This window comes from Pseudomonas sp. Colony2 (assembly GCF_019382755.1).
Taxonomy (GTDB): domain Bacteria; phylum Pseudomonadota; class Gammaproteobacteria; order Pseudomonadales; family Pseudomonadaceae; genus Aquipseudomonas.
This window is the reverse complement of sequence record NZ_CP080030.1, coordinates 3,847,114-3,869,694: the sequence shown is the minus strand read 5'-3', so window position 1 is coordinate 3,869,694 and position 22,581 is coordinate 3,847,114. Positions and strand designations below refer to the sequence as shown.

Genomic DNA, 22,581 nt, shown 5'->3' with positions numbered 1-22,581 from the left:
GACGCAGAGCGTCACAGGATGCGTTCCCACGCAGAGCGTGGGAACGATCATCGGCGTCAGACCTTGAATTGGCGCAGAAGGCTGTCGAGTTGTTCGCTCAGGCCTTTCAAGTGCGCACTCGCGACGCTGGACTGCTGCGCCGCCAGTGCCGTGCTGTGGGACAAGCCGGCTGCCTGGGTGACGTTCTGGTTGATGTCTTCCACCACATGCGCCTGCTGCAACGTGGCACTGGCGATCGAGGCGTTCAGCCCGTTGAGATTACGCAGCGCCTGGCCGATGGCAGTCAGGCTCGCTCCCGCCTGGCCTGCTTGCTCAATGGTCAGTTGCGACGCCTGGTGACTGTCGCTGATGACCTTGACCGCTGCCTCCGAATGGCCTTGCAGGCGCTCGATCATTGCCTGGATCTCAGCCGTGGATTTTTGCGTACGCTGGGCCAGCAGCCGTACTTCGTCGGCCACCACCGCAAAACCACGGCCTTGCTCCCCGGCGCGGGCTGCTTCGATGGCGGCGTTGAGGGCCAGCAAGTTGGTCTGGTCGGCAATCGAGCGGATCACTTCCAGCACGCCGCCAATCTGCGTGCTTTCAGTCGACAGCGTGCGGATCACCTCCACGGCCTGGCTGATGGTGCCGGAGAGCTGGTCGATCCGTTGCAGGCTGCCATCGATATTGAGCTGGCCCTGTTCGGCCTGCACCTGGGCATCGCGCATTTCGCTGGCGGCATGCTCGGCATTTTTGGCCACGTCCTGTACGCCATAGGTGACTTCATTGATCGCCGTCGCCACCAGTTCCATCTGCTGCGATTGCTGCTGGCTGCGGTCATGGGCATCGCTGGCGTTGCTGCCCAGCTCGGTGGACGACTGGCCCAAGGCGTTGGCGCAGGTCTGCAACTGGCCCACCACCTGCCGCAGCTTGGCGGTAAAGCTGTTGAAGTGCCGCGACAATTGAGTGACTTCATCCTGGCCATGGGTGTCGAGGGTGCGGGTCAGGTCGCTTTCGCCACTGGCGATATTGGCCATCGCATTCACTGCCTGCTGCAACGGGCGCACGATGCTGCGGGCGATCAGCACCACCAGCAGGGCCATGATCAGCGCGATCACCAGGCCAACCACCGAGGCTTTCCACACCTGGCCGCGGAACTCGCCTTGCACGTCATCGACATACACGCCGGAACCGATGATCCAGCCCCAGGGTTCGAACAGCTGTATATAGGAGGTCTTGGCCACCGGCGCATCGGCGCCGGGTTTGGGCCAGCGGTAATTCACCATCCCGGCGCCCTTGGCCTTGGCCAGGATCACGAACTCGTTGAACACCGCAAAGCCGTCCGGATCGCGGATGGCCGACAGGTTCTGGCCGTCGAGCTTGGGGTTGGCCGCGTGCATGATCATCACGGGCGTGAGGTCGTTGATCCAGAAGTAATCATCCTTCCCGTAGCGCAGGCCACGTACCGCGCTCAAGGCTTGCTTCTGCGCCGCTTCACGGGTCAGGACGCCACTGGTTTCGAGGCTGTGATAATAAGTCAGGATGCCGCTGGCGGTTTGCACCACGCGCTGGGTCTGCTCACTCTTGGCCTGGTACAGGTCGTCATGAATCTGCTTGAGCATAAGCAGGCCGAGGGTTAGCAGCATCAGCACGGCGACGATCAGGATCAGCCAGAGGCGCCGGCTGATAGACATATTGCGCAAACTGTTCATGGTCCTGTCACTCCGTGTTCTTATAATTTTGGGTGCTGCATCGACATTTCCGGCTTGTCTGATAGGCTTTCGGCCCAGAATCAAAAAACCTGAGTCCTGCCTGATTTTTCACGGAATTTTCGCAGTTCGGCCTTGATTATTTGCGCTGTGCTTGCAGCGCACTCTTCGTTAGTGAACGTCTAAAAAATATCAACGAGGCATGCCGTGGGCATGACCTTTGGGGGAATCGATGGATCTTTGGACCGCCGTACAGGCACTGATACTCGGCGTTGTAGAGGGGCTGACGGAGTTTTTGCCGATCTCCAGTACCGGGCACCAGATTATCGTGGCCGACCTGATCAACTTCGGTGGCGAGCGCTTTGAAGCGTTCAATATCATCATCCAGCTGGGCGCGATCCTGGCGGTGGTGTGGGAGTTTCGACGCAAGATCCTCGACGTGGTCATTGGCTTGCCGACCCAGCGCAATGCCCAGCGTTTCACCGTCAACCTGATCATTGCCGTATTGCCGGCGGTGGTACTGGGGGTGATTTTCGCCGACCTGATCAAACACTACCTGTTCAACCCGATCACCGTTGCGGCGGCGTTGGTGGTGGGCGGCGTCATCATGTTGTGGGCCGAGCGCCGCCAGCATGAAGTGCACGCCGAAACCGTCGACGACATCACCTGGAAGGACGCGATCAAAGTCGGCTTTGCCCAGTGCCTGGCGATGATCCCGGGCACCTCGCGCTCGGGCGCTACCATCATTGGCGGCCTGTTGTTCGGCCTGTCACGCAAGACCGCCACCGAGTTCTCGTTCTTCCTGGCGATGCCGACCATGGTCGGCGCAGCGGTGTATTCGGGCTACAAGTACCGTCACCTGTTCCAGCCGGATGACCTGCCGGTGTTTGCCATCGGCTTTGTCACCTCGTTCATCTTCGCGATGATCGCGGTCAAGGCGCTGCTCAAGTTCATCGCCAGCCACAGCTACGCGGCGTTCGCCTGGTACCGGATCGCCTTCGGCCTGGTGATCCTGGCCACCTGGCAGTTCGGCTGGATCGACTGGTCGGCCGTCAAGCCATGATCATCCAGCATCCGCGCTTCAAGGCGTTGGTGTTTGCACTGTTGTGCGCCGCGCCGCTGTTTGGTGCGGCGCTGCTGGCGTACCGCGGGGTTTCGCTGATCCCGCTGGTGGCCTATGGCGTGGTCAGCGTGGTGGCGTTCCTGCTGTACTGGAGCGACAAGCGCAAGGCTCGCGAAGACAGCTGGCGCACCCCGGAAAACGTCCTGCACGCGGTGGAGCTGGCAGGCGGGTGGCCGGGGGCGTTGATTGCCCAGCAGGTGTTCCGCCACAAGACGCGCAAGGTGTCTTATCAGGTGGTGTTCTGGCTGATCGTGTTGCTGCACCAGGTGTTCTGGATTGATCAGCTGTTCCTGGGTGGCACGCTACTCTCGATCTTCTAGCAACAAGCCGACCTGCGTGCGCTTGGGCAGCTTGCTCACCACCAACTGGTGGGAACGCTGCAACAGGCCACGCAGTTCCTCAGCGCCCAGCGGGTAGGGCGTTTCCATGATGATCCACTGCGCCCGCGCCAGGTACGGCGCCGGGTGGATGCCGGGGCGATCCACATGGCCCAGGAACAGCTCCTTGTCGACCTTGAACGCCAGCGAGTCGCCCCGCAGGTTCTGCAAGGCAAACATCTTGTTGCCGGCAATCGAAAACACCCGCACGCCGCCCCATTTGTAATCTTCCCGCGCGCCGGGCAAGCCCAGGCAAAACGTGGCGACTTGTTCTTCGGTCATTTTCATAGCAAACGGTCTCCGCAACCTTTGAAGGCGTTATCCAGGTGGTCGATCCAGGCCCGCACGGCCGGCAACACGCCACGTCGATGTGGGTACACCGCCTGCAACCAGCCACCCGGCAATGACCATTGCGGCAAGAGCTGCACCAACTGGCCGTTGGCCAATTCCTCCTCGCAATACATCATCGGCAGCACGGTAAACCCCAGGCCGGCGAGGGCGCAGGCCTTGCGTACCAGGAAATCATCGATCCCCAGCCGCGCTTCCATCACCAGGTCGTGGCCGCTGCCCTCCGGGCTGAGCATGCGGAAGTGCACCATGCGGTCTGCTTCCAGGGCGCCCAGCACCGGCAGTTGCTTGAGGTCTTCCAGGGTGTCGATCTGCCGCTCACGCACAAAGTCGGGGCTGGCGACAATCGCGGTCTGGGCCTGGCGCAGGCGCTTGGTCACCAGCAGCGGATCTTCATCCCCAAGCTCGCGCACGCGCAAGGCCACATCAATGCCTTCGGCCACCAGGTCGACGCGGCGGTTGACCAGGTTCATCTCCAACTGCACCAGCGGGTTGGCGGTGAGAAACTCCGCCACCACGGTCTGCAGGAATTGGTGGGCCAGGCCCACGGGGCTGCTGACCCGCAGCCGACCGCGGGGTTCGCTGGACATGCTGGCCACTGCCTCGTCGGCCATTTCCGCCTCCAGCAGCATTGCCTGGCAGTGGCGCAGGTAGCGTTCACCCACGGCGGTGAGGGTCAGTTGGCGGGTGGTACGTTGCAGCAAGCGGGCGCCGAGGCGTTCTTCCAGCTCGGCAATGCGCCGCGACAGCCGCGACTTGGGAATCCCCAGCAGCCGCCCGGCAGCGGCGAAACCGCCGGCTTCCACCACCTTGGCGAAGTAGTAGAGGTCATTCAAATCTTGCATGGTCGGCCTATTGTCCTGTCAGTGGGACGAATAATCGCATATTGCCTGACTAATCGCTGATTGGTTTCATCTGTAGGCTTATTTCCATTCCGTCGCCCTTGGCGATGCTTACTTGGAGATTAACCATGAAACTGTTGCATATCGATTCCAGCATCCTCGGCGACAACTCGGTTTCCCGTCAGTTGAGCGCAGGTGTCGTCAAGACCTGGCAGGCGGCCGAGCCAGGCGTTGAAGTGACCTACCGTGACCTGGCCAGCGAAGGCATCAACCACTTTTCCGGCGTGACCCTGGGTGCACTGGGCACCGCTGCCGAGCTGCGTGATGCCGTACAGAAACATGAAGCCGAGCTGAGCGCCAACACCCTCGCCGAATTCCTCGCGGCCGACGCCATCGTCCTGGCTGCGCCGATGTACAACTTCACCATCCCGACCCAACTCAAGGCCTGGATCGACCGTATCGCCGTCGCCGGCCAGACATTCCGCTACACCGAAAACGGTCCTGAAGGCCTGGCCGGTGGCAAGAAAGTCATCATCGTGTCGACCTCCGGCGGCCTGCACGTTGGCCAGCCGACCGGTGTGGCTCACGAAGACTACCTGAAAGTACTGCTGGGCTTCCTCGGCATCACCGACATCGAAATCGTCCGCGCCCACGGCCTGGGCTATGGCGATGAAGTGCGCAGCAAGGCGATCAGCGACGCCAACGCAGTGATCAGCGAACAATTGTTCGCTGCAGCGTAAGACTTGTGTAAATTTTGCTGTTCCTCGATATCAATCTGATTCGAGGCGCCTAAACTCTGTATTCTGCTCGCCTGAAAAGCGATCGGAGTACGGAGTTTTTTCGTTTACCCGCTGTCACTACTTTGGCCCAGGTTATGCACGCATGGGTAAACCCTGCCAGTCCGAGCGCCTGAACCATGGATACTTCAACAGCTACGCGGGCTTACGCAACAAAGGTGGACATCCCCATGATGCGTCTTTGTGCAGTCTTGGTTCTCTCCCTGCTCGGCGGCCTGATTTCAGTGCAAGCCGCGCCCGCGCCGCACCCCCATTGGAGTGTGGGCTTCCACCGCATGACTTTTCTCGACCCGCTGGATCTGCAGCCGATGAAAGCCGTCGCGTTCTACCCGTCCACCGGCCTGGAACACACCACCCAGGTGGGCGCTTATCACATCGCCGCCACTGAAGACTCGAAAATCGCCATCGGCCGCTTTCCAATGCTGATGCTGTCCCACGGCAATACCGGCACGCCCCTGGCCCTGCACGACCTCGCCACCTCCCTGGCGCGCAAGGGGTTTGTGGTGGTGGCGGTGCTGCACCCTGGCGACAACTACAAGGATCACAGCCGGCTGGGCACCTTGAGCAACCTGTACGGGCGCCCGATCCAGATTTCCGAAGCGATCACCGCCACCCTCGGCGACCCGATGCTGTCGCCATTCGTCAACGTCGACCAGGTAGGCGTCATCGGTTATTCGGCCGGTGGCGAAACCGCGCTGATCCTCGCTGGCGCCAAGCCGGACCTCGACCGCCTGCGCCGCTACTGCCAGCAACGCCCGGAAGATCGCGACGCCTGCACCACCAAGGGCGAGTTGATCGTCGACCGCGACGATCTGCAACCGCAGGCCGACCCGCGTATCCATGCCTTGATGTTGATGGCGCCGTTGAGCCTGATGTTTGGCCGCCACACCCTGGCGGACGTGCATGTACCGGTACTGCTCTACAGCGGCGACGGCGACAAGCTGGTGGCCGTGGACAAGAACGCCGAGGCCCTGGCGCGCAAACTGCCGGAGCCGCCGGACTTCAAGCTGCTGGCCGGGGCAGGGCACTTTGTGTTCATGGCGCCTTGCGACGAGAGCCAACTGGCCGCGATGCCCGCCATGTGCACCGATGCTGACGGGGTTGACCGTGAAAGCATCCACCGCGACCTGATTTCCGAGGCCGGGCGGTTCTTTAATCACACCCTCGGGCAATCCACCCGGGCGGGCTTGCAGACGGCTGATCAGTAAGCGCGGCGCTTGAGCAGTAACGTCAGGCCCAGGCCGCTGATGGAAAGCAGGGCGGCGCAAAAGAAGATCCACGAGTAGCCCAGGTTCAGCGCCACCGCACCCATCACCGGCCCGGCAATGGCCAGCGCCAGGTCAAAAAACACCGCATATGCACTCAACCCGGCGCCCCGGCTGCTGTTGGGCACCTGCTTGATCGCCTCCACGCCCAGCGCCGGGTACACCAGCGACAAACCAAAGCCGGTCAGCCCGGCGCCGATCAAGGCCACGCCGGTGGACGGTGCCAGCCACAGCAGCGTCAGGCCCAGGGTTTCGATGGTCATGCAGGCAATCGCCGCGGTGAAGCCGCCGAAGCGGTTGATGGCAGAGATAAACACCAGCCGTGACAGGATGAAACACACGCCAAATACCGTCAGGCACCAGGCTGCGCCCGTCCAGCCACGGCTCAAGTAGTAGAGGGTGATAAACGTGGTGAGGGTGCCGTAGCCAATCGATGCCAGGCACAGGCTGGCGCCGAACGGCGCGATACGCCCGAATACCGCCCAGAAGGGCAGCCGCTCGCCGCGCACCACGGGCACCGAAGGTTTGTTGCGAATCAGCAGCAGGCCCAGGGCGGAAAGTGCCGTGAGGGCGATTCCGAGGCTGGTGTAGCCGTAGTCGGCAACCATCACCACCCCAAGCGGCGCACCAATGGCAATCGCACCGTAGGAGGCGATGCCGTTCCACGAGATCGATCGTGCCGTATGTTCGGCACCGACCGCGCCCATGCACCAACTGATGGTGCCGACGCCGATCAGGCCCTGCGCGACGCCGAGTAACAGCCGGCCGACAATCAATATGCCGAGGCTTAGCAACGGCAGGCTTTGCACCAGCGTGGCGATGAACGTCAGCACCCCGCTCAGCAGAATCCCGCTCAGGCCCAGCACGATAGCGCGCTTGGTGCCCACGTTGTCCGACATGCGCCCGGCCATGGGGCGGCTGAGCAGCGTGGCCAGGTATTGCGAGCCGATGGTTATCCCGGCGACCACCGCGCTGAAACCAAGCTCACCGTGGACATAGCCGGGGATGACGGCAATCGGCAGGCCGATACAGATAAACGCGATAAACGTGTAGAAAACGATGGAGACGATCTGCAGGGTGATCGACAAGGAGCTGGGGGCGGCGGGCTGTGTGGCAGGCATGGGGACTCGTTCGCGGGCGGGCGGTGAGGGCATCATGGCAAGGGCTTGGGGTAAAAGGAAGCAGGCTAACTATATTTGATGATATTGCGGCCCGTGCCTATCCGGCTTTGGATCCATGGGGCCTCCCTGGCCCGGGACAACTAAAGCTGACGCGGTAAAGTGTGGGAGCTGTCGAGCTGTAGCAAGGCTGCGAAGGCGGCGGCATGGTCAATAAAGATGTTGCCTGGCACACCGCTATCGCGGCCTCGCTAAAGCTCGACGGCTCCCACAGAAAAGCAGAGCCATATCCCAAAAAAAAGCCCCATCACACTGGACGGGGCTTTCGCATTTCAAACTACCGGCGGCTCTTAGAAAACCACACCCTGACTACGCAGGTAATCGTCATAAGTCCCGCTGAAGTCGATCACCCCACTCGGGCTCAGCTCGATGATGCGGGTGGCCAGGGACGACACAAACTCCCGGTCATGGCTGACAAAGATCAGCGTACCCGGGTAGTTCTCCAACGCCAGGTTCAGCGCCTCGATGGACTCCATGTCCAAGTGGTTGGTCGGCTCGTCCATGATCAGCACGTTCGGCTTTTGCAGGATCAGCTTGCCGAACAGCATGCGACCTTGCTCGCCACCGGAAATCACCTTCACCGACTTCAGGATCTCGTCGTTGGAGAACAGCATGCGGCCCAGGGTACCGCGAACCACTTGCTCGCCTTCCTTGGTCCAGCGGCCCATCCAGTCGAACAGGTTGGACTCGTCTTCGAAGTCCGAAGCATGGTCCTGGGCGTAATAGCCCAGTTCAGCCGCGTCGGTCCACTTGACCGTACCGGCATCCGGGGTCAGTTCGTTGACCAGGGTACGCAGCAGGGTGGTCTTGCCGATACCGTTCGGGCCGATGATCGCCACGCGCTCGCCGGCTTCAACCTGGAAGCTGAAGTCCTTGAACAGCGTCTTGCCGTCAAAGCCCTTGGCCATGCGATCGACGATGACCGCCTGGCGGTGCAGCTTCTTGGTCTGGTCGAAGCGGATGAACGGGCTGACGCGGCTCGATGGCTTGACTTCGGCCAGCTGGATCTTGTCGATCGCCTTGGCACGGGAAGTGGCCTGCTTGGCTTTCGAGGCGTTGGCCGAGAAGCGGCTGACGAAGGATTGCAGCTCGGAGATCTGCGCTTTCTTCTTGGCGTTGTCCGACAGCAACTGCTCGCGGGACTGGGTCGCCACGGTCATGTATTCGTCGTAGTTGCCCGGGAACAGGCGCAGCTCGCCGTAGTCCAGGTCGGCCATGTGGGTGCAGACGCTGTTCAGGAAGTGACGGTCGTGAGAGATGATGATCATCAGGCTGTTACGCTGGGTCAGGATGTTTTCCAGCCAGCGGATGGTGTTGATGTCCAGGTGGTTGGTTGGCTCGTCGAGCAGCAACACTTCCGGATCGGAAAACAGCGCCTGGGCCAGCAATACACGCAGCTTCCAGCCTGGTGACACTTCACTCATCGGGCCGTTGTGCTGCTCGATGCCGATACCCAGGCCCAGCAGCAACTCACCGGCGCGGGATTCGGCGGTGTAGCCGTCCATCTCGGCGAAGTCGGTTTCCAGCTCGGCCACGGCCATGCCGTCGTCTTCGGTCATTTCCGGCAGCGAGTAGATGCGGTCGCGCTCGGCCTTGACCTTCCACAGCTCTTCGTGACCCATTATCACGGTGTCGAGTACGGTGAATTCTTCGTAGGCGAACTGGTCCTGGCGCAGTTTACCCAGGCGCACGTTCGGCTCCAGCATGACCTGGCCGCCCGACGGGTCGAGGTCGCCACCGAGGATTTTCATGAAAGTCGACTTGCCGCAACCGTTGGCACCGATCAGGCCATAACGGTTGCCTGCGCCGAACTTGACCGAAACGTTCTCAAATAGCGGCTTGGCGCCGAACTGCATGGTGATGTTAGCTGTGGAGATCAATTACTTTACCTATCAATAGCTTGGAGTGCGCTAATTTGAGCCGGGCCCATTTTGTGGCCCAGGCCAACGGGCATACGTCGGCAGCGACATCAAGGCTTGGGGCCCAGTCGCTGAGCAGAAAAATGGGTGCATGTTGGAATTTGGCGCGCATTGTCGCATATGTCAGGCGGGAGTTGTATGGCGCTGCACGGATGGATTCGCCCGAGTCTCCGGCATTGCCACCCACACCAGCCCCAATGCGACGGCCGCCACGCCGGCCAGGGTCAGGAACGCGGCGTTGTAACCCGCCCACTCCACGACAAAACCTGCCAGGCTGCTGCTCAAGGCCGCCCCGAGGCCGAATGCCGTGGACAGCGCGCCCAGGCTGACATTGAAGCGTCCGGTGCCCTGGGTGAGGTCTTTGATTATCACCGGAAACAGCGCGCCGAACACCCCGGCGCCGACCCCGTCAAGCATCTGCACCGCCACCAGCCAATAAGGATCACTGGACAGCGTATACAACACGCCCCGCAGCGGCAGGATCATGAAACCGGCGAGCAGCAACGGCTTGCGCCCCCACACGTCGGCCTTCACGCCCACCAGCCAGGCCACCGGCACCATCACCAACTGGGCCGCGACGATGCAGGCCGAGGTCAGCGGCGTGGCCATCTGCAGGTTGATCTGCGACAGCTTCTGGCTGACCAGCGGCAGCATGGCCGCATTGGCCAGGTGAAACAGCGCGCAGCAGATGGCAAACAGCATCAAGGGCCTGTTCGCCAGAAGCACGGCCAACCCCGACGGTTGTTCATGGCCGGTGCCATGCGCAGGGTCGAAACCCCGTGCGACTTCGTGGTCGATTGCCTGGGCTGACACGCAGCTGACCGCGATGACACTCGCCGCAGCCATGACTGCCATCAGATAGAACACCGCCACCGGGCCGAACAGGTAGGCGAACCCACCAGCGAGCAGGGCCGCGACCGCGTTGCCGGCGTGGTTGAAGGTTTCATTGCGGCCGGTGCGCCGGGTAAAAGCGCGCGGCCCGGTGATCCCAAGGGAAATCGCCGAGATGGCCGGCGCAAACACCGAGGCCGCCGCTGCACTGGCCGCCTGGGTCAGCGCCACCAGGCTGAAGGAGCTGACGAAGGGCAGGAGCAGGCAACTGGCAGTCACCAGCAGCGCGGCGATCACGATCACTGCCCGTTTGCTGCGGGTTCGGTCAATCAATGCGCCGGCCGGCGTCTGGGTCAGCAGGGCCGCGATGCCGGCCAGGGTCATGACTACGCCGATGCTGGCGGGGTCCCAGTGGTGCACGGCCAGCAGATAAATCGCCAGGTACGGCCCCAGTCCGTCACGCACGTCCGCCAGGAAGAAGTTCAGGCTGTCCAGGGACAGGGTGTTGCGCAGGTCAGAGCGAGTGGCCATGGCACGGTCTTCAGGCAAGGGGTCGGTAGCAGTAGTGACCCATGGCGTGAAGGTATAGTTTCTGAAGGCGGCGTTGCACTCGTATGGCAATACAAGCAAAAACATTTACAGAGTGGAGCCATTTGCATCGAAAAATAGCGCTGATCGAGGCTTTTTCAGGGCTTTTTATTGTTAACAGTTGAACATCCAATAAGCCTGGCTTATTTTCCGTCCGTTCGCCCTACAGTGAAGGCTCTTTACCGGTTCAAGGATGGCGAGGCTTTCGGTGTAGGGCGGACTTCTTTTGTCGCAATGACCGGAACATATTGGAGACGCAATAGACATGCTGTCAGCCCAGGTATCAAAACCAGCCCGCTCAACTGCCCCGTGCTACACCCTCACCGCCATCAAGCGCCCGTGCTGATTGGCTGCCGTGCAGGCAAAAAAAGGCCCGTGGGGTAGACGGGCCAAGGTGTTCACTGGAGTAGGTAGCCTTCACCCTATAGGCCAACAAGTGAAGGCCATGTGAAAACCATGTCGCAGGAACGGATGTATATCCGTGTCAGGGTTTGCGCACGAACGTGCGCATGGTTTGCCCTGGGCCGGTACTGAAGCGGGTAGGGCGGGGCATGCCTTCATCTGCCGCAATAAACACGAAGTGATCACCTTCCAGCCGGTAACTCGCGGGTAACTGTTTGCCGGCATCCTCTCCCATCGAGTCAACCCAGGTAATGCTTTTGGGTGCCGTGCTGGCATCGAGCGTGAAGCTGCCTGCCAGTAAAACCTCGCCGTCGACCGTCACCACCTGGAATTGATCGCCCGAGATTGTCGTGATCGCGCCTGGCGCGCTGTGTTCATCCGTGGGATTGGGCACGCCATTGTCTTCCAGTGCCGTTTGCTCCCATGCGCCCTGGAGCGCCTGGAAATCCGCATTTGAAGCAGGTGTCATATAAATTCCTTTTTTTTGGTTAAAAAACGAGCAGTCAATACCTTGGTGCGTAGATGCCTGACGGATAAGCTGAATCGATTTTGTGAGAATTGTCTGGTTTCTCATTGTTGCGTACGAATTTTCCCAGTATTCACGGGTATTTAGCGCCATTTTGTGCGTTGATTCGGAAACGGTTCTTTACAAGTTCGTCTACGCTCAGCACCAGGGTAGGGGCTCCTGCGTATCTGAACGAAAACAATCTACGGTGATGTGGGATTTTTCCATGATCGAGGTGGTCCGATGACCATCGGTAGACCGTTCGTGTCTTGTGTACAGGGCGTTGTCCCTGATTTTCAAGCGGCCATTCAGTATTTGATGAATATGTATGACCGCTGACTGTCGATTTTTTAAGGTGCATCAGTTTTGAATAAAACTCCTCGGCTCCACGCTCATGCGGCATCGGACGAAATTGATCTGTTTGAACTGTGTCATGGTATCTGGCGACAAAAGAAGTTAGTGCTGGGTTGTACAATTCTCGTGGGAGTCCTGGGCGCTGGCTACGCATTTCTGGCACCGCGGGAGTATGAGGTCAGCAGTGTGCTGCGCCCTGCAGCCATCAATGAACTGGATGCACTGAACCGCTCCGAAGTCTATAAGTTGCCCCCGGCGGACGCGCTGAATAAAGTCGGCGCACAACTGGACTCCTACGAAGCCCGCCTGGGGTTCTTCAAGTCGCATGAGGACCTTTTCAAGGCGTTCCAGAAAACCGGGCAAAGCCTGGAGCAGAGTTTTGAAGCATTCAATCGAAACTCGATCAACCTTATTCTGCCGGATCCAAAAAAAGCCGACTCCCTGAGCAGTTATATCCGGCTTGAGTTGCAATACCCCAAAGACATCGACGGCGTTGCCATTCTCAACGGCTTTGTGGACTACGCCATCGCGTCGGAACGCGCCCAAGTGGGTGCAGACCTGAAAGTGATCGTCAATAACCGCCTGAACGAACTCAAGGGCAAGATTGACGCAGCGCGCTCCAACTACGAAACCGATAAGGAGTCGAAAATTGCCAAGCTGCTTGAGGCCGACCGGCTCAAGCGCGCTCAATTGGAAGACGAATTGGTTGCCCTGCGCTTGCAGATGAAAATGGAGCGAACGAACCGACTGGCGGAGTTGGCCGAGGCCATCTCCATCGCCAAGTCGATGGGCATCAAGACGCCGACTACCCCGTCATCCATGGCGGATGCCTCTCGTGGCGGCTCCAATCAAATGATGCGCACCGAGGTCAATAATCAGAAAATCCCGCTGTACTTCCTCGGGACAGAAGCGCTTGAGGCGGAACGTACGGCCTTGCTGGCGCGCACCAGCGACGACTTCACTAACGGTCGCGTTGCGCAGATTGGCAAAGAGTTGCAGATGCTGGAGGTCAACCGAGAAGTCGAGGTCCTGAAAAAACGCGGGAATGAAGACATTTTCTTGCAGGATGTTGAACCGTTACGCGCGGAAGTCGCGCGGTTGCGGAGCCTCAATATCGACATGAGTGACCTCAAACTGGTCACCATTGACCGTCGTGCCCAGGAGCCACTCAGCCCGATCAAGCCTAAAAAAGGCCTTGTGATAATGCTGAGCGTGGTTGCGGGGTTGATTCTGGGTATGCTGATTGCACTGGTCCGCCATTTCATCCTGGCACGGCGCGAAGCCGTACCCTACTCGGAGTTGGATGAATATCGGCTTTCTCTGCGTACACGCAAGGATGACGAACCGAAAAGCTGACGCCTTCAGCAGCGGGCAGGCCGCCCGGCAAGCCCGCTGCTGCTCTTCCTGGCACACTCACTGGACACCTTTTCACAAATCTTGATTAACCTTTGGTTACAAAGTGTGGCTAAAATAGCTGCCAATGGCCACGACCGGATTGTCACCCAGCCGTTCGTGTTGCCGGTTTTGTGAATTGTGATTTCAGGTGCTGCATCTTCAATCCTCGGCCGTTGTGGGCACGCGGGAGCAGCCTGTTCTCTTCTGACTTGTGACGAATACCTTGAAACTCATCATTGTTGCTCTCTACGTTGCCTCTATTGCGTATGTCCACCTGCGTGGCCGGGTGCGCCACAAGCTGGGGCGCCAGCTCAGTGATCACTCGACCTTCCTGGCTCCGGTGAACTGCTTTCTCTACCTCTTTTCCAAACTACCCAGCCGACCGTACCTGTCCCCCAGCGACTTTCCCGACCTGAGCCCGCTTCAGGAGCATTGGCAAGAGATCCGCGAGGAAGGCCAGAACCTGCTGCGCGCAGGCGAGATCAAGCGCTCCGACCAGTACAATGACGTGGGTTTCAATTCGTTCTTCAAGTCGGGCTGGAAGCGTTTCTATTTGAAGTGGTACGGCGACAGTCATCCTTCGGCGATGAAGCTGTGCCCGCGCACCACCGAGCTGGTGCAAAGCATCGGCTCGATCAAGGCCGCGATGTTTGCCGAGCTGCCACCGGGCTCAAAGCTGGTACGCCATCGTGACCCGTATGCCGGTTCCTACCGTTACCACCTGGGCCTGGACACGCCCAACTCCCCGGGCTGCTACATCAACGTAGACGGTGAAAACTACTACTGGCGCGACGGTGAACCGGTGATGTTTGACGAGACCTTCATCCACTACGCCGAAAACACAACCGAGCAGAACCGGATCATTCTGTTCTGCGATATCGAACGCCCGATGAAGTACCGCTGGGCGGCCGCGTTCAACCGTTGGTTCAGCCGCAATGTGATGGCCGCGGCCGGTTCGCCCAACGATGCCGGGGACAAGACCGGTGGCCTGAACCGTGCGTTTACCCGCCTGTACAAGATTCGCCTGCGGGGCAAGGAGTTGAAGAAACGCAACCGCACCCGTTACTACCTGGAAAAATGGGCGATCTTTGCCGGCCTGGCCGCGATCTTCATCCTCATCTGAACCCGGCAGCGGAGCGCATCAGCCTGGCGGATGCGCCCCCAGCTTCTCCCACATCTTCTTGCTGATCTTCTGCCGATTGGCATAACCCGCCCACGGGTCCTTCTTCAAACCCTGCAAACGCTCGTGCAGGTTGGCCACCGTCCATTGTTGGGCGCTGTGCAAACTCTTCAACTCATCACGACTCACCGGTACCGATACCGGCAGGCCGGGCCGCGCCCGCACCGAGTAGGCGGCTACCGTGCTGGCGCCCCGGGCGTTGCGCAGGTAGTCGATGAAGATCTTGCCCACGCGATTCTTCGGGCCCGAAGTTGCGGTAAAGCGTTCAGGCAACTGCAGCGTCATGAACTGGGCGATGGCCTTGGCGAAGGCTTTTACCGAGTCCCAGCCGTCGCGGCGCGCCAGCGGCACCACCAGGTGCAGGCCTTTGCCGCCGCTGGTCTTGACGAACGCTTCAAGCCCCAGTTCATCGAGTACCGACAAGGTCAGTTGCGCCGCTTCAAGCATGCTTTTCCACGGCAGTGCCGGGTCCGGGTCGAGGTCGAGCACAAACAGGTCCGGGGTTTCAATCTTGTCAGCGGTAGCGCCCCAGGTATGCAACTCGACGGTACCCATCTGTACGGCACCGATCAGCGCGGCCGGGCTGTCGATTTCCATCAGCCGCGCATGGCCCGGGTCCAGGGCCTGGTCCAGTTGCTTGATATTCGGGATCGCCAGGCGCTCGGAGTGCTTCTGGAAAAACTGTTCGCCGGCAATGCCTTCCGGTGCCCTGAGCAAGGACACCGGCCGGTTGCGCAGAAAGGGCAGGAGCCATTCGCTGATGCCCTCATAGAACTGTGCCAGTTGCAGTTTCTGTGTAGCGCTCTGGGCATCGATGACTCGGTCCGGATGGGTAATCCTGACCCCAGCCACGGCGCCGGTGCCCGCCGTCTTTTTGCGGGGTTTTTCCTTCAGCGATTTGGCCGTCCGCGGCTGCTCATGCACAATCTGCTCCGCCGGCTTGTCGGTGCGCAGCCCGACAAACGCCGCCTGGCGCACCACACCTTCGCGGGTCCATTCGGCAAATTGCACTTCGCCCACCAGCTGCGGCTCGACCCAGTGCACGCCGCGTGCCTGGGCACTGGTCAGGGGCTTGGCCAGCGGTGAAGTCTGGCGTTCCAGCGCCTTCAACTGTGCACTGATCTTTTTCAGCGCGGCCTGATCGAATCCGGTACCTACGCGCCCGGCATACACCAGGTCGCTGTCATCATTGACCGCCAGCAACAGCGCGCCAAACCCGCTGCGCGAACCTTGCGGGCGGGTGAACCCTACGATCACGAATTCCTGGCGCAGCCGGCACTTGAGCTTGATCCAGTCCGGGCTGCGCCTGGAAACGTACGGGCTGCCGGCACGTTTGCCGATCACGCCCTCCAGCGCCAGGTCGCAGGCACTTTCGAAGATATCCCGCTGGTTGGCAGCAAAGGACTCGGAGAAGCGCAGCAGCTTGCTCTTGCTGCGGCTAACCGCGTCCTTCAGTGCGGTGCGGCGCTCTTCGACAGCGGCTTCGCGCTGGTCGCGGCCGTCCAGGAACGGCGCATCGAACAGGTAATAGACAATGTCCAGGCTGCGGCCGATATCAAAAGCGTTCTGCAGCGCCTGGAAATCCGGCAGCCCGTCGGCGTTCAGGCTGACCACCTCACCGTCGAGCCAACTGTCCTTGAGCTTCAGGGCTTCCAGGGCCTTGGCCTGGCGTGGCAGGCGATCGGTCCAGTCATGGCCATTGCGGGTGAACAGCCGAACTTCTCCATCGCGAATCCGTGCGAGGATGCGATAGCCGTCGAATTTGATCTCGTACACCCAATCGCCTTCCGGTGCACGGTCCACCAGTGTCGCCAGCTGTGGCGCGAGTTGATCGGGCAGGGCGGTTGAGGGCTTGCGCCTGGCTTTCTTTGGCGCTGCGGGCTTTTTCACAGCCCCCACCGTTGCGTCGCTCAGCACGCTTTTCGGTTCAGCCTGAACCACATCGTAGTCAGCCACCGGGCGTGCCTGCTGATCGTTCTCCTTGATCAACAACCACTGCTCCTTGTCGCCGCTGCCCTTGAGTCGGGTGCGCACCAGCGTCCAGTCGCCTGCCAGTTTTTCGCCGATCAGGCTGAACTTCAGCTTGCCGGCCGCGTAGGCCTTGTGCGGGTCATCGTGGGGCTGCCACACGCCGCGATCCCACACGATCACATCGCCAGCGCCGTATTGGCCTGCCGGAATGCTGCCCTCGAAACTGCCGTAGCCCAATGGATGATCTTCCACATGCACCGCGAGGCGCTTCTGGCTCGGGTCGAGGCTTGGGCCCTTGGGCACCGCCCAGCTTTTGAGGACGCCGTCGAGCTCCAGGCGAAAGTCATAATGCAGGTTGCGCGCATCGTGCTTTTGAATCACGAACGACAGGGCATGCGCCCGGTTCCTGGCGCGAGGCGCACTGCCGGCGGGTTCGGCGGTCACATCGAAGTCGCGCTTGGCGTTGTATTCACTCAGGGGCTTGGCCATGGCGGTCTACCTCATGAAGCCTTGCTGGTCTTTTTCGCGGCAGGTTTCTTGGCTGCAGCCTTGGTCGCGGGCTTGCCGGCCAGGCTGCGCTTGAGCAACTCCGTCAGGTCGATCACGTCCGCGGATTTGCGCTCATCCACACCTTCACTGGATTCCACGTCTTCGATCTTGCCGGCTTTGGCCTTCTTCGCCACCAGCGCCATGATCTTTTCCTGGAAGCTGTCGCGGTATTCGTCCGGCTGCCAGTCGGCGCTCATGTCTTCCACCAGACGCTTGGCCATGTCGAGTTCGCCCTTGGCCAATGTCGGTTTGGTCACGTCGCTGCCCAATTCCAACTCGTCCAGGCCACGCACTTCGGCAGGCCAGCGCAGCATCACCAGCACCAGCGCCGACTCCAGCGGCATCAGTGCCGCCAGGTGCTGCTTGGTGTGCAGCACCACGTTGGCCAGGGCGACCTTGCGGGTTTTCTTCAGGGTTTCGCGCAGCAGGGCATACACCTTGCCGCCGCGCTTGTCGGGGGCCAGGAAGTAGGGCGTGTCGATGTTCTGCAACGGGATCTGGTCGCTGGCCACAAACGCGATGATTTCGATGGTCTGGGTGGACTTGGGGTGGGCCGAGCGGATTTCGTCTTCGCTGAGGATCACGTAGCGACCTTTCTCGTAGGCCACGCCCTTGACGATATTCTCCTTGGTGACTTCCTTGCCGGTGGTCTTGTTGATGCGCTTGTAACCCACCGGGTCCATGCTGCGTTTGTCCAGCCAGTCGAAGTCGACGCCCTGGGAGGACGTGGCCGAGACCAGTGACACGGGGATGTGCACCAAGCCAAAACTGATTGCGCCTTTCCAGATAGCCCGTGGCATGTCGGTATTCCTGAAGTGTGTGGTCTTCAGGTGACAGGGCGGATTCGGCAAAAGTTTCCCTGGCCAGCCGGCTGGCACCAGGGTTTCAGACAGATCGTGTTACACCTGATGAGAAACTATTTAGTTACCAAAGCCGAACCCAAGGCGTAGCGTGTTATCGAAAGCACGTATTACTTGCGCCCAGAGAGGCTTTGTCATGAACACCCGTTTGCGCAACCTTGCCGTATTGGCGTTGGGCCTGGCCTTGAGTTCGTTGGCACAGGCGCAAAACCTGCCCGGCAGCAGCAACAACCCCTACAACGGCCCCATCCACCAGGCCAACCCCAACAGCATGCAGGGCACCCAGCCCAACGCACCGGCTGCGCGCGGCACCTACATCCCGCCGGCACAGCGGCCGCCGACCCTGCAAAACGGCGGTATCGGCAACAGCGTCCAGCGCCGTGACGGCGCGCAGACCCCGCCGGCTATCCAGCCCAAGACTCCCACCCGTGACGCCAATGGCAATCGCGGCGATTGAGTGTGTAAAGACGACAAGGAAACCCACCGTATGCTGTTACGCAAAACCCTTCTAGCGACCTTCTGCGCCGCTGCCTTGCTGCCCCTGGCGCTGCCTGTCTCGGCGGCCGCCCCCCAACAGTTTCCCAGCGAGCAAGGGAGTATCACCGTCACCCCGATTGCCAAGGGTCTCGATCACCCGTGGGCGGTGGCGTTCCTGCCGGACAAGCAAGGCTTCCTGGTCACCGAACGTCCCGGCAACCTGCGGTTTGTCAGCCCGGAAGGCAAACTGTCCGCGCCCCTGAGTGGCGTGCCGAAGGTGTTTGCCAAAGGGCAGGGCGGCCTGCTGGACGTGGTGCTGTCGCCGGACTTCAAGGAGGACCGCCTGGTGTACCTGTCCTACGCCGAGGGCGGCGGCACGAATGGCACCGCAGGCACCGCAGTCGGGCGTGGGCGCTTGAGCGATGACCTGAGCGGCCTGCAAGACTTCAAGGTGATCCTGCGTCAGGAGCCCAAGCTGTCCACGGGCAACCACTTCGGCTCGCGGCTGGTGTTTGACCGCGATGGGTACCTGTTCGTGACCCTCGGGGAAAACAACGACCGGCCCACCGCCCAGGACCTCGACAAGCTGCAAGGCAAAGTGGTGCGGATCTTCCCGGATGGTCGTATACCGGAAGACAACCCCTTTGTCGGCCAGGAAGGCGTGAGGCCGGAAATCTGGTCCTACGGCCAGCGTAACCCCCAGGGTGCGGCACTCAACCCGTGGAGCGGCACACTCTGGGAAAACGAACACGGCCCGCGCGGCGGGGATGAGATCAATATCATTGAGCGAGGGAAAAACTACGGCTGGCCGCTGGCGACCCATGGCATCAACTATTCCCTGACGCCGATTCCCGAGGCCAAGGGCAAGACCGCCGAAGGCACAGTGCCGCCGCACCATGTCTGGGAGAAATCCCCCGGCGTGAGTGGCATGGCGTTCTACGACGCCGACCGGTTCAAGGCCTGGCAGCACAACGTGTTTATCGGGGCATTGGTCAGCCAGGAGTTGATTCGCTTGCAGTTCGATGGGGACAAGGTCATCCACGAAGAGCGACTGCTGGGTGGCCTGAAAGCGCGGATCCGCGATGTGCGCCAGGGCCCGGATGGTTACCTGTATGTGCTCACGGATGAAGATAACGGCGTATTGTATCGGGTGGGTTTGAACCAGGACTGACGGATACGGCAAATACCAATGTGGGAGCGGGCTTGCTCGCGAAAGCGGTGGGTCAGTCGCTGGAGATGTTGGCTGAGCCATTGCCTTCGCGAGCAAGCCCGCTCCCACAGTTGTGTAGCGTCGAGCCTACAACCCAAGCTCCGACAACCCCGGATGCTCGTCCGGACGCCGCCCCAGCGGCCAGTGGAACTTGCGCTCGCTTTCCTTGATCGGCATGTCATTGATGCAGGCAAACCGGTTCGCCATCAAGCCGTTCTCGTCAAACTCCCAGTTCTCGTTGCCGTAGGAGCGGAACCAGTTGCCGGAGTCGTCATGCCATTCATAGGCATAGCGCACCGCAATGCGGTTGCCGGTAAACGCCCACAACTCCTTGATCAACCGATAATCCAGCTCTTTGGCCCATTTGCGGGTCAGGAAGGCCTTGGCCTCTTCGCGGTTGTGGGCGAACTCGGCGCGGTTGCGCCATTGGGTATCCAGGGTATAGGCCAGGGATACCCGTTGCGGGTCCCGGGAATTCCAGCCGTCTTCGGCCAGGCGAACTTTCTCAATCGCCGACTCACGGGTAAACGGCGGCAACGGCGGGCGTATTTCAGCAGTGGATGACATGGGACGGCTCCTTAACAGGTTTAAAAGTCAGGTCAAAGTTGCAATAGGGTTCGCGCCATGGATTGCGCATTATCGGCAGCGGTGGTGTCGCCCATCACCAGGGCAACGGTAATGGCGCCATCAATCAGGATCAGCAGGTGCGCGGCCTGGCGTTCCGGGTCGGGGGTGCCATGTGCTTGACACAGTTCAAGGGCGTACTCGAACAGTTTCTGTTTATGGGCCTTGGCCAGGAGGCGGACCGGGTCTTGCGGGTCGCCGGTCTCGCCGCTGGTGTTGATGAAGGCGCAGCCGCGAAAGTCGTCGGAGCCGAACCAGGTTTTCAGCGCACTGAACACACCCAGCAGGCGCTCGCCCGTGGTGGCATGGCGTTCAACTTCGCTGCGCAGCCACTGCATCCAGCGCTCGTCGCGGCGTTGCAGGGCGGCAATCACCAGTTCGTCCTTGTTGGCGAAGTAGCGGTAGACGCTCTTTCTGGAGACGCCGGCGGTTTTCACCAGAAGATCCATGCCGGTGGCAGCGATGCCATTTCGGTAGATCAACTTTTCGGTAACGTCGAGGATAATGTCGCGAGTGATATCGTTCATGGAGATTACAGTAGAACGATCGTTCTCCTTGGTCAATTAATTATTTTTAACCCTGGGCGGGAAGACCTGAGCCAGCCCATGGTGTAAGCTCTGGAGTCCTTCGGATTCGACCCATTGCGAGCCCTATGCCGTCGTTATTCAAACGCTCCCTGTTGCCCAAGCTGCGCGGTTTTCCCCTCACGCCCGACGCGATCGAGGTGCTGTCCGGCGCCGCCGAGTACCGCCGTTGCCTGCTGGAGAAAATTTCCCAGGCCACCCAGCGCATCTACATCGTAGCGTTGTACCTGCAGCAGGATGAGGCGGGGCAAGAGATCTACGACGCGTTGCACGCTGCCAAGGCCGCCCGGCCCGGGCTGGATATCGTGGTGGTGGTCGACTCGCTACGGGCCCAGCGCGGTTTGATCGGCGCCGGCAAGCAGCCGGGCAACAGCGCCTGGTACCAGGCAATGACCGAGTCCCACAGCACCGAAGTGCCGGTGTATGGGGTGCCGGTGCAAACCCGCGAACTGTTCGGCGTGCTGCACCTCAAGGGCTTCGTGATCGATGACAGCGTGCTGTACAGCGGCGCCAGCCTGAATAACGTGTACCTGCACAAGTTCGACAAGTACCGCTATGACCGTTATCACCTGATCCACAACAAGGCGCTGGCCGACTCGATGCAGCACCTGGTGGAGCACGGCCTGGTGGCCGCCAAGGCGGTGCATCGGCTGGACCTGCCCAACCCGCCGACCACCCGCAGCCTGCGCAACGACATCGGCGACCTGCGCAGCCGCCTGAAACACGCGGTGTATGACACCTCGGCGGGGCAGTTGCCCAACGGCAACCTGACGGTCAGTCCGTTGTTGGGTGTGTGCAAGAACAACCCCCTGAGCCGGGTGATCTGCGAGCTGATTGCCAGCGCCCAGCATCAGCTGACCATCTGCACGCCGTACTTCAACCTGCCGCTGCCAGTGACCCGGGAAATCAACCGCGCCCTGGCGCGCGGGGTGAAGATCGACATCATTGTCGGCGACAAGACCGCCAACGATTTCTACATCCCGCCGAGCGAGCCGTTCAAGGTCATCGCCGCGCTGCCGTATCTCTACGAAATCAGCCTGCGTCGCTTCGCCAAGCGTCACCAGCGCATGATCGACAGCGGCCAGCTGAACCTGCACCTGTGGCGCGACGGCGACAACACCTACCACCTCAAGGGCATGTGGGTCGACCAGCGCTACACCTTGCTGACCGGCAATAACATCAACCCGCGGGCGTTTCGCCTCGACCTGGAAAACGCCTTGCTGATCGATGATCCGAAGGGGGAGTGGGTAGGGCCACGGCGCACCGAGCTTGCCGAGATTTTCCAGCACACCTCGCGTATTGAGCGCTACCAGCAGCTGGAAACCCTCGTGGAGTACCCGGCGGCAGTCGGCAAGTTCTTGCGCCGGGTCAGCCGGGTGCGGATCGAGCGTTTGCTGTATCGGATTTTGTAGGGCCCGTGACCTTGCAGGTTAATCCGGAATCGACCTGACAAGAATGTTGTCCAAATCGTAGCGATGGGGTTCGCTGCCTGCACTTCTTGACCAGAATATGAT

Annotated in this window: 20 protein-coding genes; 9 read left to right on the top strand and 11 right to left on the bottom strand. The window is 60.7% G+C overall.

The genetic code is table 11. The features are described 5' to 3' along the window. Nucleotides 1-56 precede the first annotated feature (56 nt). Nucleotides 57-1,691, bottom strand: a complete 1,635-nt coding sequence (locus JV201_RS15170; RefSeq protein WP_102369157.1) for a methyl-accepting chemotaxis protein — start codon at nucleotides 1,689-1,691, stop codon at nucleotides 57-59. Between the two features lie 229 nt (nucleotides 1,692-1,920). Here JV201_RS15170 and JV201_RS15165 point away from each other — a divergent pair, with 229 nt between their 5' ends. Both JV201_RS15165 and JV201_RS15160 read left to right on the top strand, forming a co-directional pair. Further along, complete coding sequence (locus tag JV201_RS15165) at nucleotides 1,921-2,751, top strand: undecaprenyl-diphosphate phosphatase (protein WP_003215357.1); 831 nt, start codon at nucleotides 1,921-1,923, stop codon at nucleotides 2,749-2,751. Next, nucleotides 2,748-3,131 (top strand): DUF1294 domain-containing protein, encoded by a 384-nt coding sequence (locus tag JV201_RS15160; RefSeq protein WP_219405647.1) that lies wholly within the window; start codon nucleotides 2,748-2,750, stop codon nucleotides 3,129-3,131. Before JV201_RS15165 ends, JV201_RS15160 begins: the two co-directional genes overlap by 4 nt. Here JV201_RS15160 and JV201_RS15155 read toward each other — a convergent pair. Both JV201_RS15155 and JV201_RS15150 read right to left on the bottom strand, forming a co-directional pair. After that, nucleotides 3,114-3,476 (bottom strand): MmcQ/YjbR family DNA-binding protein, encoded by a 363-nt coding sequence (locus JV201_RS15155; protein WP_219405646.1) that lies wholly within the window; start codon nucleotides 3,474-3,476, stop codon nucleotides 3,114-3,116. The two genes, JV201_RS15160 and JV201_RS15155, sit on opposite strands and share 18 nt — an antisense overlap. Further along, nucleotides 3,473-4,381 (bottom strand): LysR substrate-binding domain-containing protein, encoded by a 909-nt coding sequence (locus tag JV201_RS15150; protein WP_219405645.1) that lies wholly within the window; start codon nucleotides 4,379-4,381, stop codon nucleotides 3,473-3,475. The genes JV201_RS15155 and JV201_RS15150 overlap by 4 nt, the downstream gene beginning before the upstream one ends. A gap of 125 nt (nucleotides 4,382-4,506) precedes the next feature. Here JV201_RS15150 and JV201_RS15145 point away from each other — a divergent pair, with 125 nt between their 5' ends. Further along, nucleotides 4,507-5,118, top strand: coding sequence for an FMN-dependent NADH-azoreductase (locus tag JV201_RS15145; RefSeq protein ID WP_177015418.1), 612 nt, complete (start codon nucleotides 4,507-4,509; stop codon nucleotides 5,116-5,118). A 227-nt stretch (nucleotides 5,119-5,345) separates the two neighbouring features. Next, nucleotides 5,346-6,383, top strand: a complete 1,038-nt coding sequence (locus tag JV201_RS15140; protein WP_008436172.1) for a dienelactone hydrolase — start codon at nucleotides 5,346-5,348, stop codon at nucleotides 6,381-6,383. Here the strand turns inward: JV201_RS15140 and JV201_RS15135 are convergent. The 4 genes from JV201_RS15135 to JV201_RS15120 form a co-directional block, all read right to left on the bottom strand. Continuing rightward, entirely contained in the window at nucleotides 6,377-7,561 is a 1,185-nt protein-coding gene (locus tag JV201_RS15135) for an MFS transporter (RefSeq protein WP_177117383.1), read from the bottom strand. The two genes, JV201_RS15140 and JV201_RS15135, sit on opposite strands and share 7 nt — an antisense overlap. 347 nt (nucleotides 7,562-7,908) lie before the next feature. Beyond that, entirely contained in the window at nucleotides 7,909-9,498 is a 1,590-nt protein-coding gene (locus JV201_RS15130; protein ID WP_008436174.1) for an ABC-F family ATPase, read from the bottom strand. A 162-nt stretch (nucleotides 9,499-9,660) separates the two neighbouring features. Further along, on the bottom strand, nucleotides 9,661-10,899 hold the full coding sequence (locus tag JV201_RS15125) for an MFS transporter (RefSeq protein ID WP_219405644.1): 1,239 nt from the start codon (nucleotides 10,897-10,899) through the stop codon (nucleotides 9,661-9,663). Nucleotides 10,900-11,440: 541 nt separating this feature from the next. Beyond that, entirely contained in the window at nucleotides 11,441-11,827 is a 387-nt protein-coding gene (locus JV201_RS15120) for a TIGR03067 domain-containing protein (protein WP_219407182.1), read from the bottom strand. 402 nt (nucleotides 11,828-12,229) lie between these two features. Here JV201_RS15120 and JV201_RS15115 point away from each other — a divergent pair, with 402 nt between their 5' ends. Then, on the top strand, nucleotides 12,230-13,573 hold the full coding sequence (locus tag JV201_RS15115) for an LPS O-antigen chain length determinant protein WzzB (RefSeq protein WP_219405643.1): 1,344 nt from the start codon (nucleotides 12,230-12,232) through the stop codon (nucleotides 13,571-13,573). Between the two features lie 262 nt (nucleotides 13,574-13,835). Then, a complete protein-coding gene (lpxO, locus tag JV201_RS15110) occupies nucleotides 13,836-14,735 on the top strand; it encodes a lipid A hydroxylase LpxO (protein WP_008436177.1) in 900 nt (299 codons plus the stop codon). A gap of 18 nt (nucleotides 14,736-14,753) precedes the next feature. Here lpxO and ligD read toward each other — a convergent pair whose 3' ends face one another. Both ligD and JV201_RS15100 read right to left on the bottom strand, forming a co-directional pair. Continuing rightward, a complete protein-coding gene (gene ligD / locus JV201_RS15105; RefSeq protein WP_219405642.1) occupies nucleotides 14,754-17,252 on the bottom strand; it encodes a DNA ligase D in 2,499 nt (832 codons plus the stop codon). Between the two features lie 11 nt (nucleotides 17,253-17,263). Then, nucleotides 17,264-18,112 (bottom strand): Ku protein, encoded by an 849-nt coding sequence (locus JV201_RS15100; RefSeq protein ID WP_003218456.1) that lies wholly within the window; start codon nucleotides 18,110-18,112, stop codon nucleotides 17,264-17,266. A gap of 196 nt (nucleotides 18,113-18,308) precedes the next feature. On the opposite strand from JV201_RS15100, the gene JV201_RS15095 reads away from it, so the two are divergent. Both JV201_RS15095 and JV201_RS15090 read left to right on the top strand, forming a co-directional pair. Further along, on the top strand, nucleotides 18,309-18,629 hold the full coding sequence (locus JV201_RS15095; RefSeq protein ID WP_177009410.1) for a hypothetical protein: 321 nt from the start codon (nucleotides 18,309-18,311) through the stop codon (nucleotides 18,627-18,629). Nucleotides 18,630-18,659: 30 nt separating this feature from the next. Then, nucleotides 18,660-19,820: a PQQ-dependent sugar dehydrogenase gene (locus JV201_RS15090; protein WP_219405641.1), complete on the top strand. Its 1,161-nt coding sequence runs from the start codon at nucleotides 18,660-18,662 to the stop codon at nucleotides 19,818-19,820. A gap of 126 nt (nucleotides 19,821-19,946) precedes the next feature. On the opposite strand, the gene JV201_RS15085 is transcribed toward JV201_RS15090, so the two are convergent. Beyond that, nucleotides 19,947-20,426 (bottom strand): nuclear transport factor 2 family protein, encoded by a 480-nt coding sequence (locus JV201_RS15085; protein WP_219405640.1) that lies wholly within the window; start codon nucleotides 20,424-20,426, stop codon nucleotides 19,947-19,949. Nucleotides 20,427-20,458: 32 nt separating this feature from the next. After that, entirely contained in the window at nucleotides 20,459-21,010 is a 552-nt protein-coding gene (locus JV201_RS15080; protein WP_177029186.1) for a TetR/AcrR family transcriptional regulator, read from the bottom strand. Nucleotides 21,011-21,135: 125 nt separating this feature from the next. Between JV201_RS15080 and pssA the strand changes: the two genes are divergently transcribed. Further along, a complete protein-coding gene (pssA, locus tag JV201_RS15075) occupies nucleotides 21,136-22,479 on the top strand; it encodes a CDP-diacylglycerol--serine O-phosphatidyltransferase (protein WP_102369150.1) in 1,344 nt (447 codons plus the stop codon). Nucleotides 22,480-22,581 lie beyond the last annotated feature (102 nt).